Consider the following 13,914-nt stretch of genomic DNA (forward strand, 5'->3'; position numbering starts at 1 on the left):
GGCTTGACCCTTCGGGCGGGATGTCATACCCAAACACCACACGGCGCGGGCGTTGTGTAATGGTAAGACCTCAGCCTTCCAAGCTGATGATGCGGGTTCGATTCCCGCCGCCCGCTCCAGAAAAACCCATTCATAATTGACGATATGTCGCGCTCTCGCGCTTGACCCCGCCTGTGTTGCGGGCCAGAAACACGCGTCGAGATAACCCAAAGGACAGCCCATGGCTGACAGCCCCACGCCCCCGCCCTCTGCCACGGAAGAGCGGGCCAAATCACGCCGTATTGGCGCCTTGCGTGCGTTGGCTCCGTTCCTGCGTCCCTATCGCTGGTTGATGGCGGCGGCGTTTTTTGCACTGGTGATGACGGCGATGATCTCGCTTGCGCTGCCATTGGCGGTGCGCCGTGTGGTCGACACGTTCGACACGGGCGAATCTGCGCTTCTGGATCAGTATTTCATGGCCGCGTTGGCTATTGCGGGCTTGCTGGCCGTGGGCTCGGCGCTGCGCTATGCGCTGGTCACGCGGCTGGGCGAGCGTGTCGTGGCAGACATCCGCAAGGCGACATTCGACCGCGTCATTTCAATGAGTCCGGTCTTTTATGAACGGATCATGACGGGTGAGGTTCTGAGCCGGATCACCACAGACACGACACTGATCCTGAGCGTGATCGGCTCGTCTATCTCGATCGCGCTGCGCAACTTTCTGACATTCATCGGCGGGCTGATCCTGATGCTCATCACCTCGGCCAAGCTGGCGGGGATGGTTTTGCTGATTGTGCCTGCAGTGGTGGTGCCGATCCTTGTGCTGGGGCGTCGCTTGCGCGTAATCAGCCGCGAAAATCAGGACTGGATCGCGGCCTCTTCGGGCAATGCTTCCGAAAGCCTGACTGCCGTGCAAACCGTGCAGGCGTTTACCCATGAGCAAGGCAGCCGCGCCCAGTTCGCCCGCATGACCGAAAGCTCGTTTGATGCGGCGCGCCGCCGTATCCGCACGCGGGCGTTCCTGACCTCTATCGTGATCTTCCTCGCGTTTTCGGGCGTGGTGGGCGTGCTGTGGATCGGCGCGCGCGATGTGCGGGCCGATGTGATGACCATCGGGGCACTGGTGCAATTTGTGATCTATGCCGTTATGGTTGCGGGGGCCGTTGCCGCGCTGTCGGAAATCTGGTCCGAACTGCAACGGGCCGCTGGCGCGACAGAGCGTCTGGTTGATCTGCTGGAGACCGAAGACCCCGTGTGCGACCCCGACGCAGGCCAGTCGCTGCCTGCCCCTGTGCAGGGGCATATCCGCTTTGAGGATGTGAGCTTTCGCTATCCATCACGGCCTGAAACAGCCGCGCTGGATGCCGTTAGCCTTGAGATCAAGCCGGGTGAAACGGTGGCCTTTGTTGGCCCGTCGGGCGCTGGCAAGACAACCATCATCCAGATGATCCTGCGGTTCTATGACCCGCAGCAGGGCCGCATCACCTTTGACGGAATCGACCTGCGCGACATGGACCGCGAAGACTTCCGCCGTGAGATCGCATTGGTCCCGCAAGACCCTGTAATCTTTGCCGCATCCGCCCGTGAAAACATCCGCTTTGGTCGCCCCGATGCCACCGACGCCGAGATCGAGGTGGCGGCAAAAGCCGCCGCTGCGGATGAATTCATCGCCAAACTGCCGGAGGGCTATGACAGCTATCTGGGCGAGCGGGGCGTGATGCTGTCGGGCGGCCAGAAGCAGCGGATCGCCATTGCCCGCGCTATCCTGCGGGCCGCACCTGTGCTGTTGCTGGACGAAGCGACCAGCGCGCTGGACGCCGAAAGCGAACGCGCCGTGCAGGCCGCCGTCGAGGAGTTGAGCGCGGACCGCACCACGCTCATCGTGGCGCACCGTCTGGCCACCGTGAAGAAGGCCGACCGCATTGTTGTGCTGGATGCAGGACGGATCGTTGACACCGGCACCCATGATGCGCTGGTTGCCAAGGGCGGTCTTTATGCGCGTCTGGCGCGGCTCCAGTTCACGGACGGGATCGCGGCAGAGTAATTGCCTCTTGCGCCTGCGCGCTTGGCGGGTGAACACTCGGCCCCAGTTATCCATGCCAACAAAGGAGAATGATTATGGGTTTGTGGAGTTTTGTTAAAGGCGCTGGCAAGAAAGTATTCGGCGGCGACGATGCACCAGAAGTATCCGGTGCCGCCCTTCAGGACGAGCTGAAGGACCTGGGCCTTGATGCCGAAGGTCTGGACATCACGGTTGAAGGCGACAAGGTCAAAGTGACCGGCACGGCCGCGTCGCAGGAAATGCGCGAAAAAGTCATTCTGGCGGTGGGCAACGTTGAAGGCGTGGCCGCTGTTGAGGACGATGTGGCTGGCGGCGAAGGCGAGCCTACGTTCCACACCGTTGAAAAGGGCGACACCCTTTGGGCGATCTCGGAAAAGACATTGGGCAACGGCGCCCACTACGAGAAAATCTTCGAGGCCAACAAGCCGATGTTGACGCACCCCGACAAAATCTATCCCGGTCAGGTTCTGCGTATTCCCGCAGCCTGATAGATTTTTGCGCACGGCCAGGGTGTAATTGCCTTGGCCGTGGCTCTTTAACCGCTTTGCAAGCGGGTTCCTTCTCCTCTGATTGAATTGACGTTTGGGCAGTTACGCAGTTTACGCTGCGTTTGTTTGGATGGATTGCTTGAAATTCCCAAACATCCCTTGCATCCTTGCGTTTCAAATTACGCAAGCCGCGAAAAGCGGCGGCGCCAGGGGAGGAAGACTGATGGGATATTCGGGAATCGCGGACCGCGACATGATCGAGGCAGAGAGCGCGTGGGAAGATCGCGACCTGCATAAAACGCTGTATGGCATGTTGTCGAGCACAGCACAGAAGTATCCGAACAACAACGCGATTACCTATCAGTTGCTTTCGGGTCCAAAGGATCACGCCGAGACGCTGAGCTGGCAGCAGTTCCATGATAAATCCGTGCAGGCTGCAAACCTGTTTCGCAGCCTCGGGGTCGGACCCAAGGATGTTGTTGCCTACATTCTGCCAAACGCAAACGAGACAGCGATCACGCTGGTTGGCGGCGCGATCGCGGGTATCGTGAACCCGATCAACCCGCTGCTGGAGCCCGAACAGATCGGTGCCATCCTGCGCGAGACAAACGCCAAAGTTGTCGTGACCCTGCGCCCGTTCCCCAAGACCGATGTGGCAGAGAAAACGGCCGAAGCGGTGGCTCTTGCTCCCAACGTCGAGACCGTGCTCGAGGTAGATTTGCACCGCTATCTGACGGGTGTGAAAAAGCTGATCGTGCCGCTGATCCGTCCCAAGCTGACGGTGCAGAACCAAGCCAAATATATGAACCTGAATACTGAAATGGACAAACAGTCCAAGACGCTGGACTTTGATGATCCGCAAGAAGACCGCGTGGCGTTCTATTTCCACACGGGCGGGACTACGGGCATGCCCAAGGTCGCGCAGCACAAGTATTCTGGCGCAATCTATAATGGCTGGACCGGTGCGCGGCTGCTGTATGGCGACACGGATGTGGCCATGTGCCCGCTGCCGTTTTTCCACGTCATGGCCGTTCACGCGGTGTTCATGGGCGTCATGCACGGTGGCGCGCATATCGTGCTGCCCACGCCCCAAGGGTATCGCGGCGATGGCGTGTTTGATAACTTCTGGAAGCTGTGCGAGCGGTGGAAAGTCACGTTTATCATCACGGTTCCCACCGCTATTTCAGCCAAGATGCAGCGCCCGATTGATGCGGATTTGTCTACGGTGAAAACGGCCTTCTCGGGCTCTGCGCCGCTGCCGCTGGAACTGTTCAAGCGGTTCGAGGAAGCCACAGGCATCACCATCGTCGAAGGCTACGGCCTGACCGAGGCGACGGTTCTTGTTTCGGGCAACCCCACCGATGGTTTGCGCAAAGTAGGCTCTATCGGGGTCGAATTCCCCTATTGCAAAGTGCGCATCGTCAAAAACACGCCACACGGCCCCGTTGATGCCGCCACGGACGAGATCGGCGAGATTTGCGTATCCAACCCCGGTGTGTTCGCGGGCAATACCTATACCGAGGCGGACAAGAACAAAGACCTCTATTACGATGAAAAATACCTGCGCACAGGCGACTTGGGGCGCAAGGACGAAGACGGCTATATCTGGATCACAGGCCGCGCCAAGGATCTGATCATCCGTGGCGGTCACAACATCGACCCCGCCGAGATCGAGGAAGCAATGCTGGCCCACCCCGCCGTAGCCTTTGCCGGTGCAATCGGTCAGCCCGATGCCCACGCAGGCGAAGTGCCGTGTGTCTTTGTGGAACTGGTCGAGGGCGCAAGCGTCACCGATACAGAGCTGCTGGCCTTTGCCAAAGAGAAGGTTATGGAGAAGGCGGCGCACCCGAAGCACCTCAAGATCATGGCCGAACTGCCAAAGACGGCCGTTGGGAAAATCTTTAAACCCGACCTGCGCCGCGATGCGATTGTTCGCGTCTTTGACGGGGCGCTGGAGAAAGCAGGCGTTGCGGCGCGTGTTGACCACGTCATCGACGACAAAAAGCGCGGTCTTGTTGCGATGATCGCGATGAACGGCGCCGATGATGCGGCGGTGGGTGGGGTTCTGAACTCCTTCACCGCAAAATGGGACGCCGCTGTGTGAGCGACCCTGACTATGGCCTGCTCCTCGATGACGAGGTGCGGGCCTATATCGCCAAAGGGGCGGCGTTTTATCCGCCCAATGCGGTCGATCTGACGGTTGAGGGCCAGCGCGAGGTGTACAACGCCATGTGCGCGGCCTTCCACGCAGGCCACCCTGAGGGTGTAATAACACAAGACGCGCAATTTGGCGGTGTCCCCTGCCGCATCTACGAGACACCGCAGACGGGCGATGCGACCCTTGTCTATTACCACGGTGGCGGCTTTGTTGTTGGCGGGCTGGACAGCCACGATGATGTCTGCGCCGAGCTGTGTGCCCGTGCGGAGGTGCGCGTGATCTCGGTTGATTACGGCCTCGCGCCCGAGGTTGTCTTTCCCGCGTGTTACAACGATGCAAAGGCCGCGTTTGACGCGATTGAGGAGGCCTATGGCGGGCCGATCATAATGGCTGGCGACAGCGCAGGGGGAAATCTGGCTGCCGCCGTGACCCACCATACCCGCGCACGGGTCGCGGGGCAGGTGTTGATCTATCCCGGTTTGGGCGGTGATCCGACCAAAGGCAGCTACGTAACCCACGCCAACGCGCCTGAGCTGACCACGCGGGATATGGAGTTCTACAAAACCATCCGCTGTGCCGGGGCGACGCCGCCACAAGGCGACCCCAGATTTGCACCCTTGCATGACAGCGATTTCGCGGGCCTGCCGCCAACGGTGGTGGTAACGGCGCAGTGCGATCCGCTTGCCAGCGACGGAGAGGCCTACCGCGATGCGATCCTTGCCGCAGGGGGCCGTGCCGTCTGGTTCAACGCGGCTGGGCTGGTGCATGGATGTTTGCGGGCGCGTCATAGCAGCGCCCGTGCGGCTGCATTCTTTGACTGCGTGGTCGATGCGGCCGCGGCCCTGTCCAAGGGGCAGTGGCCCTTTGCTGCTTAACGCAGGAAACTGCCCGCTTTCATCGTGTCGGGAATGGGCGCGCCCAGACGGCTCAGGATTGTGGGGGCAAGCTGTAGCTGGTCGATGACCTGATCGGCCTCTGGCCCTTCGGCATCGCCGAAGTAGTACAAGGCCGCCTCTTGCTGCAACGGATCCCGCCCGCCGTGGTGGCCACGGTGGTCCTGCCCATGATCAGCGGTGACAATCACCTCATACCCCGCAGCGCGCCATTTGGGGATGAAGGGGGCCAGCATCTCGTCCATGACAAAACAGGCGTGATCCATCTCCTGACAGTCGTGGAAAAAGCGGTGGCCCATACTGTCGAGCGTGCATGTGTGCAGCATCCCGTAATCCAGCCCGAACCGCAGGCACATGTTGGTCAGTGTCGCAAACAGGTCCACATCCGATGGCGTCATCTGGTTCGCAGCACCATAGCCCGTCATGGTGTGAAAACGGCCATGGTTGATGGTGTCGCTGTCGGGCTCGTCATACTCGATATCGCGGACATAATCGAAAGGATGTCGGTTGAAGAACTCGGACCAAAAGCTGTGCGCCACAGCGCCCGTGACGCCGCCAGCCTTGCGGGTTTGGGCAAAGACATCAGGCTGGCTGAGGCGGAACACATTGCCGTTGCCCGTACAGCCATGTTGGGCTGGGGCCACGCCTGTGTGGATCGACGCATAGCACGAGGCCGAGATCGACGGCAGCACCGAGCGTATCTTCCACACCCGTGCATCGCCACTATCGACCCAGCCCTCCAGATTGCCGAACAATCGCCGCCAGTTGCGGTAGGGGACGCCGTCGAGGATGATGAGAAGGAGTTTGTTTTTCATGAGCAGATCCTTTTCAGGCGAGGGGGGCGTTTTCCGGCGCGGAAAACGGTGCGGAAGTTGGCGCAAACTCCGATGCGTTACGCAGATGATGCGCGCCATCCGAGGCGGTGGCCGGAAAATGCGCCATTTTCCGTACCGGATTTTTCGGAAAAATCCGGCCCGTCAGTTGCCCGCACTCTCCATTTTACGGTTGGCAATCACGTCTTCCAGCCAGCCGATCTTCATCTCCGGGACCGAGCTGAGCAACAGGTCGGTGTAGTCGTCAAACGGCGGAGCCAGCACTTGGGATTTGGGGCCGTACCGCACGACCTCGCCTTGGTACATGACTGCGATGCTGTCGGCGATGGCCTTGACGGTTGCCAGATCATGGGTGATGAACAGATAGGCGACGTTCTCGACCTTTTGCAGGTTGAGCAGCAGCTTGAGGATGCCATCCGCCACCAGCGGGTCCAGTGCCGACGTCACCTCGTCGCAGATGATCAGCTTGGGCTTGGCCGCCAGCGCGCGCGCAATGCACACCCGTTGCTTTTGCCCGCCCGACAGCTCGGCGGGATAGCGGTCTTGGAAGCCTTCGCCAAGCTCGATCTCGTCCAGCAGCTCCTGAATGCGCTTCTGTTTCTCGGCCCCTTTGAGGCCAAAGTAGAACTCCAACGGCCGCCCGATGATCGTGCCCACCGTCTGGCGCGGGTTCATCGCGGTGTCGGCCATCTGATAGATCATCTGCAACTCACGCAGATCGTCCAATGGCCGCGTCGCAAGATCGGGTGTCAGCGTGCGCCCGTCAAAGGTAATCTCGCCCGCCGAGGGAGGCAGCAACCCCGTGATCACCCGCGCCAGCGTCGATTTGCCAGAGCCGCTTTCCCCCACAACCGCCAGCGTCTGGCCCGGGTGAATGTCCACGTTGATGTCTTTGAGAACGTCGAAACCGGTGCCTTTGTACCGCGCTGTGATGCCTTGCACCCGCAGCAGCGGATCGGCGGTCGGCTCCTTCTCGATATGTTTGATCGAGCGGACGGAAACCAGCGCTTGGGTATACTCCTCTCGCGGGGCGTTGATGATCTGGTCGGTGGTGCCGTATTCGACCATCGCACCCTGTTGCAGCACCATGATGTGATCGCTGACCTGCGCCACAACGGCCAGATCATGCGTGATATAAAGGGCGGCCACGCCCGTGTCGCGGATCGCGTCCTTGATCGCCTTCAGCACGTCGATCTGCGTGGTCACATCCAGCGCGGTCGTCGGCTCGTCAAACACCACCAGATCGGGCTGGGGACACAGCGCCAGCGCGGTCATGCAGCGCTGCAATTGCCCGCCCGAGACTTGGTGCGGGTAGCGTGATCCGATGTTTTCAGGGTCAGGCAGGCCCAGTTTGCGGAACAACTCAACGGCGCGGTCTTCTGCGTCCTTGCGGGAGAATTTGCCTTGGCCGATCGCGGCCTCGGTCACTTGCTCCATAATCCGTTTGGCAGGGTTGAACGATGCGGCAGCGGACTGGCTGACGTAAGTTACCTCGGCGCCGCGCAGGCGGCGTTTGTCCGGCATGCCCGATTGCAGGATGTCGCGCCCGTTGACCCAGACCTCGCCGCCCGTCAGCTCGACCCCGCCACGGCCATAGGCCATAGCTGCCAGCCCGATGGTGGACTTGCCCGCACCGGATTCGCCGATCAGGCCCAGCACTTTGCCCGCCTCCAGATCGAAATCAACGCCGTGCACGATCTCGATATCGCGGGACTTTTCACCGGGGGGATAGATCGTCGCGCCGATTTTCAGACCGCGTACTTTGAGCAGGGGTTCACTCATCCGCGACCGCCTTTCAGGGATGTGGTGCGGGCCAGAATCCAGTCCGCCACAAGGTTGATCGAGATGCACAGGATGGCGATGGCATAGGCAGGGTAGAGGGCCGCCTGAATGCCGTAGTTGATGCCTTCCTTGTTCTCTTTCACAATGCCACCCCAGTCCGCCTGCGGCGGTTGCACGCCAAGGCCCAAGAACGACAGCGTCGAGACGAACAGCACCATAAAGATAAAGCGCAGGCCCATTTCCGCCACCAAAGGCGATAAGGCGTTGGGCAGGGTTTCGCGAAAGATGATCCAGCCGATCTTCTCGCCGCGCAGGCGTGCGGCTTCGACGTAATCCATAACCGTGATGTCCACCGCCACAGCACGGGCCAGACGGAAGACGCGGGTTGAATCCAGCAGCCCCATCAGGACCACCAGTGTCAGGATCGTCGTCGGCATGACCGACAAAACCACCAGCGCAAAGATGAGCGAGGGGATCGACATAATCAGATCGATAAAACGGCTGAGCACCTGATCGACCCACCCGCCCGACACAGCGGCGAAAAAGCCCAGAACCGACCCGAGCGTGAAGCTGAGGATTGTTGCGGCGGTGGCGATAAAGATCGTCGTGCGCCCGCCCCAGATCATGCGGCTCAGCAGGTCGCGGCCGATGCTGTCGGTGCCAAGCAGGAATTCGTCCGAGGAAGGCTCCCACACATCGCCAACGACCTCGGCCATGCCGTAGGGCGCGATCCACGGTGCGAAAATGGCGCAGAAGAAGAACAGCGCGGTGAAGAACAGGCCGATGAGAGCGGCGGGGGGGATGCGGCTCATGATGCAGCCCTCTGGGACATGGTCGGTGTGTGTTTGGTCATACGTACTTCACAGATACGGGCCGTCTGCCGGCGCTCTTGCTTTGCAAAACCGCTTGGTCGCGCGAAATGAAAAAATCGGAGATTTTTCATTTTGGATGCCTCAATCTTGGGTTGGTCAGGATCGAGACTATGTCGGCCACAAGGTTCAGCCCGATATAGACGGCGGCAAAGATCAGCCCGCAGGCCTGCACCACGGGCACGTCGCGTTTGCTCACGTGGTCGACAAGGTATTGCCCCATGCCGGGATAGGCAAAGACGACCTCGACCACAACGACACCCACAACCAGATAGGCCATGTTGATCATCACCACGTTGACGATCGGGGCGACGGCGTTTGGAAAGGCGTGCTTGCGGATCACTGTCAGCATACGCAGGCCCTTCAGTTCGGCCGTCTCGATATAGGCCGATTGCATCACGTTCAGGATCGCGGCGCGGGTCATGCGCATCATATGCGCCAGCACCACCAGCGTCAGCACCATCACAGGGATCGCAATCGCGTTGAGTTTCTCCCCAAGGCTCATGGAATCGTTCATGATGGCCACAGACGGGAACCAGCGCAGTTTGATCGCGAGCCAGTAGACAAGGATATAGCCGATCATAAACTCAGGGATCGAGATCGTCGTCAGCGTCACCGCCGAGATCAGTTTGTCAGGCCATTTGTCTTTATAGCGCACGGCCAGCAGGCCCAGAAAGATCGCCAGAGGCACGGAAATCACAGCTGCCCAGAAGGCAAGGAACATCGTGTTTTTCAGGCGGCCTGCGATGCTGTCGGCAATGTCGCGGCCATTGGTCAGCGCGGTGCCAAGGTCACCCTGAAGGATGCCGCCAAGCCATTGGAAGTACCGTGTGACAGGGGGATCGTTCAGGCCCAACTCTGCGCGCAGGTTCGCGAGGTTTTCGGGCGTGGCCCCTTGTCCGAGAATTTGTTGCGCCACATCGCCGGGCAGCATGGTGGTGCCGGCAAAGATCAGGACGGACGCCGCGAGGAGAAGCAGGAAGCCCAGCGTTAAACGCTGGGCCACCAATTTGATAATAGGATGCACGGGTTATGCCGTCTTCCATGTGTACTTGAAGGTCTTCCAGTACATCTGCGGGCCGCTGGGGTTGCCAACATAGCCTTGGACATCGTTGGAAATCGCATCGACGAAGTCGTTGAACATCGGCAGGATCACACCGCCTTCTTCGTTCAGCATACGGCCCATCTGGGAATAGATTTCCTTGCGTTTGCCTTCGTCCAGCTCGGCGCGTGCTGCAAGCAGCATGGCGTCGAACTCGTCGCGCTTCCAACGGGTGTCGTTCCAGTCGGCAGTTGAGAGATACGCGGTTGCATACATCTGGTCCTGCACAGGACGACCACCCCAGTAAGAGGCGCAGAACGGTTGCACGTTCCAGACTTCGGACCAGTAGCCATCGTTCGGCTCACGCTTGATCTCCAGCGGGATGCCCGCCTTTTGCGCGGATTGCTGGAAGAGCGCGGCCGCGTCCACCGCACCAGGGAAGGCACCGTCTGCGACGCGCAGAACGATGGGGCTGCCGTCGTGGCCAGACTTTTTGTAGTGCTCGGCCGCTTTCTCCAGCGAGAATTCGCGCTGCGGGATTGTGTCGTCAAACAGCGGGTAGGCCGCGTTGATGGGCATGTCGTTGCCGATGCCGCCATAGCCCTGAAGGATCTTGTCCACCATCTCCTGACGGTCGATGGCGTATTTCAGCGCCAGACGCAGGTCGTTGTTGTCCAGCGGTGCGGTATCGACGTGGGCGATAAACACATAGTGGCCGCGGCCAGAAACGTTTTTGACCGTCAGGTTCGGTGCGCGGTCCAGCAGCTTGGCGATCTTGGGCTCAACGCGGTTGATGGCATCTACCTGACCCGATTGCAGGGCTGCGGTCCGTGCTGTCGCATCGTTCAGAACGATCAGCTCGATCTTGTCATAGTGGGCCACTTCTTCTTGTGTGCCGCCCCAGTAATCATCGCGGCGCACGGCCGTGGCACGAACGCCGGGCTCGTAGTCTTCCATGACATAAGCGCCCGTACCGATCGCCGCCGTCGGATCATCAAAGCCGCCGTTGGGCTGGATGATCAGGTGGTAGTCGGCCATCAGGAACGGCAGGTCCGCGTTGCCGGTCTCAAGCTCGCAGATAAAGTCGTTACCGTCCACGGACATCGCCTTGATGCCCTTCATGATGCCAAGCGCGCCCGATTTGGAATCTTCGTTGGAGTGGCGCTCCATCGTTTTCATGACATCTTCGGCGGTCACTTGCGCGCCGTTTGAGAAGGTGCAGCCCTGACGCACGGTGAAGGTCCAGACGGACGCGTCTTCGGAGCCCGACCAGCTTTCTGCGACCAGACCACGCAATGTGCCGTCGCTGTCCAGCTCGACCAGAGGCTCGCCCCAGAAGAAGCCGGTGGCAAGTGGGACATCGGATGCCCAGCCTGCGGGGTCTTGCGTGTTCGTAGATTCGCCGCCAGAGACGCCCATGCGGAACGTGCCGCCCGCGACAGGCTTGGCGTGGGCATCGGCGGAAGCCGTACCCGCCAGCATCGAATTGGCAACAGCGGCAGTGACGCCCAGTGCGGCGGCACGGGAAACAAATTCACGGCGGGTCATCAGACCGGCGGTGACAGCCGTGCTCAGCTGTTTGAGGTTATCTTTCATTGTGTCGTCTCCAAGTTGGAATCGTGCGCATTTTGGCGCAGCGTTTATTGTTAATGGCCTTAGCGTTACGTATTTGACACTCACCCGCAAGGGTTAATGCCCTGAATTTTTCCCGACTGCGTTAGAGGTTGTCCCGCGCAATGGCGTCTTCATGGTCGCGGGTGAAAACGAGTGTGTCGTTCTCCCACGCCTCTACTTTCGCGCTGAGGTAGAAGGTTGTCGCGTCCGACCACATTTCACAGCGGGCGCGGGTGCGCAGGCGGGTGTCATCCCGCTCCAGCGTGTCCTCCCAATCGCAACTGCCACGGGCAGACAGCGGATCATCGGGGTGGATGTCCCAGCGTTCGCGTGCCAGCGATCCTGTGATCAGCCCGTGATCGCAGTCGCGCACCATGCCAAAGTCGTCCTCGATCACAAGGCTGTGGATGCCCGTCACCATGTCTACTTCCTGACGGCGGATGTGGTTTTCGGGGCGGATCTCTTCGGTTTTCCACGGGTCGGCAGCGTCGGGTGGCAAAAATGAAACTTCGTCGCCGCCCGTTGTGGGGCGTTGCGGCAGCGCGATTGCAGCGCTGTGCAGGGTGATCTGGGTGGCCTCTGGCGCGGGCCAGACAAGCGGCCAATAAGCGGTCGAGATGCTGACGCGAATGCGGTCACCCGCTGGCACGCGGTAGGCGATATGGTCCAGATCAAAGCTGAGATCCTCCACAGCGCCCGGTGTCATGGGGGTAGGGTTGGCGGCGCTGGTGCGGTGCGACAGGTTCAGCACACCGTAGGTGATGCGCGTGGCCGCGCCGTCTGCGTGAATATGGTTGAGGCGCACGGCAATCTGGCCTTGGGGCGTGTCGCTGGCCAATGCCAGCGTCATCCGTGCGGCCCCCACAATATCCATATCCGCCGCCAGCGGGGCAGAGGTGAAGGTCGATGACAGCGCATCATCGCTGCGCTGGTCACCGGGCATTTCGGGCCCCAGCCAGATCGCGCAGTATTCACCCGATGCGGCCCCGCAGTGCGCAGGGGAGGCAACGGTATGCGTCAGCGCATGGGGCGCCGTGTCCAACCCGCCCTCCGGCGTCAGGTGCAGGGTCTGAACGGGCAGGTGGGTTGTGGCGCCTGTGTCTTCGGCGATCCAGCGTCCTGCGCGTTCGGTGTACCACGCGGCGGGGCGCACGCCGTCCATCAGATAGGCGCGGTAGTCGGGGTCGTCGGTCACGCCTGTATCAATGTCCTTGAGCCACCGGTCCCACCAGCGCAGCGCCTCTTGCAGAAAGCCGATCCGCGGCTCTGGCACAGCGAAATGCGGGTATTTGTGGACCCACGGGCCGACAATGCCTTTGGCCCCGTCCAGCGCCTCGACCAGTTGCGGCACGGTGTTTTTATAGGCATCGCCCCAGCCGCCCACAGCCAATACCTTTGCCTTGATCGCGCTAAAAACCTCACAGACCGATCCATGCTGCCAATAGGCGTCACGGCGTTGATGGCGAAGCCATGTGGCGGGCAGGAAGGGCTCGTTTTCGAGACGCTCCAGCCACATCTCGCGCCAGTCATCGCGCAGGGCGGGGTCGGGCGCACGGCTGGAATAGCTGAGCATGGTCGCCCCCCAGCCCAAATTCTCGTTCAAAAGGCAGCCGCCTTTGTAGTGTATGTCGTCGGCAAAACGGTCCACGGTCGAGCATAGGGTGATGATCGCCTTCAGCGCATCGGGCGCGAGGGCCGCGACCTGCAAAGAATTGAACCCGCCCCAGCTGATCCCCATCATGCCGACGCGGCCATTGCACCACGGCTGCGCTGCGGCCCATTCGATCACTTCAACCGCGTCTGAAAGCTCTTGCGCGGTGTATTCGTCCTCCATCACGCCGTGGCTGTCGCCATTGCCACGCATGTCCACCCGCGCACAGGCATAGCCGCGTGCGGCGAAATAGGGGTGGGTCAACGCATCACGCGCACAGGTCCCGTCGCGTTTGCGGTAGGGCAGGAATTCAAGAATGAGCGGAACGGGATCATCAGCCGCGTCATCGGGCTTCCACAACCTTGCGGAGAGCCGTGTGCCGTCGGACATTATGACTGGTTGATCGGGGTCTTCGGAAAAGGGGCGTAAAACGTTGTTTTTTTGTACCATACGCCCAAGGTGTTTGCCTTGCGGGTCTATGTCAACGGCGTATCTGAAAAGCAGGGTTAACGCCTTGAAACCTGCGTAAAGTTACCGATTGTT

At 60.6% G+C, this 13,914-nt stretch carries 10 protein-coding genes and 1 tRNA gene; 5 read left to right on the plus strand and 6 right to left on the minus strand.

Annotation, left to right across the window (positions count from 1 at the left end; genetic code table 11):
• Positions 1–45: 45 nt before the first annotated feature.
• The 5 genes from ABMC88_RS05325 to ABMC88_RS05345 all read left to right on the plus strand — a co-directional run bounded on the left by ABMC88_RS05325 (position 46) and on the right by ABMC88_RS05345 (position 5,562).
• A tRNA-Gly gene (locus ABMC88_RS05325) sits at positions 46–119 on the plus strand.
• A gap of 101 nt (positions 120–220) precedes the next feature.
• Entirely contained in the window at positions 221–2,023 is a 1,803-nt protein-coding gene (locus tag ABMC88_RS05330) for an ABC transporter transmembrane domain-containing protein (RefSeq protein ID WP_349575808.1), read from the plus strand.
• 74 nt (positions 2,024–2,097) lie between these two features.
• On the plus strand, positions 2,098–2,529 hold the full coding sequence (gene lysM / locus ABMC88_RS05335; protein ID WP_349575809.1) for a peptidoglycan-binding protein LysM: 432 nt from the start codon (positions 2,098–2,100) through the stop codon (positions 2,527–2,529).
• Between the two features lie 223 nt (positions 2,530–2,752).
• The gene (locus ABMC88_RS05340; RefSeq protein ID WP_349575810.1) at positions 2,753–4,633 is read left to right on the plus strand and encodes an acyl-CoA synthetase; all 1,881 of its coding nucleotides are present in this window, start codon (positions 2,753–2,755) and stop codon (positions 4,631–4,633) included.
• Positions 4,630–5,562 (plus strand): alpha/beta hydrolase, encoded by a 933-nt coding sequence (locus ABMC88_RS05345; protein WP_349575811.1) that lies wholly within the window; start codon positions 4,630–4,632, stop codon positions 5,560–5,562. Before ABMC88_RS05340 ends, ABMC88_RS05345 begins: the two co-directional genes overlap by 4 nt.
• Here the strand turns inward: ABMC88_RS05345 and ABMC88_RS05350 are convergent.
• The 6 genes from ABMC88_RS05350 to ABMC88_RS05375 form a co-directional block, all read right to left on the minus strand.
• Positions 5,559–6,395 (minus strand): alkaline phosphatase family protein, encoded by an 837-nt coding sequence (locus ABMC88_RS05350; protein ID WP_349575812.1) that lies wholly within the window; start codon positions 6,393–6,395, stop codon positions 5,559–5,561. The genes ABMC88_RS05345 and ABMC88_RS05350 overlap by 4 nt on opposite strands.
• Before the next feature lie 162 nt (positions 6,396–6,557).
• Positions 6,558–8,195 (minus strand): ABC transporter ATP-binding protein, encoded by a 1,638-nt coding sequence (locus ABMC88_RS05355; protein WP_349575813.1) that lies wholly within the window; start codon positions 8,193–8,195, stop codon positions 6,558–6,560.
• The gene (locus tag ABMC88_RS05360; protein ID WP_349575814.1) at positions 8,192–9,007 is read right to left on the minus strand and encodes an ABC transporter permease; all 816 of its coding nucleotides are present in this window, start codon (positions 9,005–9,007) and stop codon (positions 8,192–8,194) included. Before ABMC88_RS05360 ends, ABMC88_RS05355 begins: the two co-directional genes overlap by 4 nt.
• A 127-nt stretch (positions 9,008–9,134) precedes the next feature.
• Positions 9,135–10,091, minus strand: a complete 957-nt coding sequence (locus tag ABMC88_RS05365; protein WP_349575815.1) for an ABC transporter permease — start codon at positions 10,089–10,091, stop codon at positions 9,135–9,137.
• A gap of 3 nt (positions 10,092–10,094) precedes the next feature.
• On the minus strand, positions 10,095–11,702 hold the full coding sequence (locus ABMC88_RS05370) for an ABC transporter substrate-binding protein (RefSeq protein ID WP_349575816.1): 1,608 nt from the start codon (positions 11,700–11,702) through the stop codon (positions 10,095–10,097).
• A gap of 121 nt (positions 11,703–11,823) precedes the next feature.
• Complete coding sequence (locus tag ABMC88_RS05375) at positions 11,824–13,821, minus strand: CocE/NonD family hydrolase (RefSeq protein WP_439655573.1); 1,998 nt, start codon at positions 13,819–13,821, stop codon at positions 11,824–11,826.
• Positions 13,822–13,914 lie beyond the last annotated feature (93 nt).

Source organism: Sulfitobacter aquimarinus, assembly GCF_040149565.1.
In the GTDB taxonomy this organism is placed as follows: Bacteria; Pseudomonadota; Alphaproteobacteria; order Rhodobacterales; family Rhodobacteraceae; genus Sulfitobacter; species Sulfitobacter aquimarinus.

Bases quoted from the DNA above. Each gene is read 5' to 3' on its own strand.
- ABMC88_RS05350 (WP_349575812.1), bottom strand. From the start codon at position 6,395: ATGAAAAACAAACTCCTTCTCATCATCCTCGACGGCGTCCCCTACCGC.
- lysM (WP_349575809.1), top strand. From the start codon at position 2,098: ATGGGTTTGTGGAGTTTTGTTAAAGGCGCTGGCAAGAAAGTATTCGGC.
- ABMC88_RS05355 (WP_349575813.1), bottom strand. From the start codon at position 8,195: ATGAGTGAACCCCTGCTCAAAGTACGCGGTCTGAAAATCGGCGCGACG.
- ABMC88_RS05375 (WP_439655573.1), bottom strand. From the start codon at position 13,821: ATGGTACAAAAAAACAACGTTTTACGCCCCTTTTCCGAAGACCCCGAT.
- ABMC88_RS05340 (WP_349575810.1), top strand. From the start codon at position 2,753: ATGGGATATTCGGGAATCGCGGACCGCGACATGATCGAGGCAGAGAGC.
- ABMC88_RS05370 (WP_349575816.1), bottom strand. From the start codon at position 11,702: ATGAAAGATAACCTCAAACAGCTGAGCACGGCTGTCACCGCCGGTCTG.
- ABMC88_RS05360 (WP_349575814.1), bottom strand. From the start codon at position 9,007: ATGAGCCGCATCCCCCCCGCCGCTCTCATCGGCCTGTTCTTCACCGCG.
- ABMC88_RS05330 (WP_349575808.1), top strand. From the start codon at position 221: ATGGCTGACAGCCCCACGCCCCCGCCCTCTGCCACGGAAGAGCGGGCC.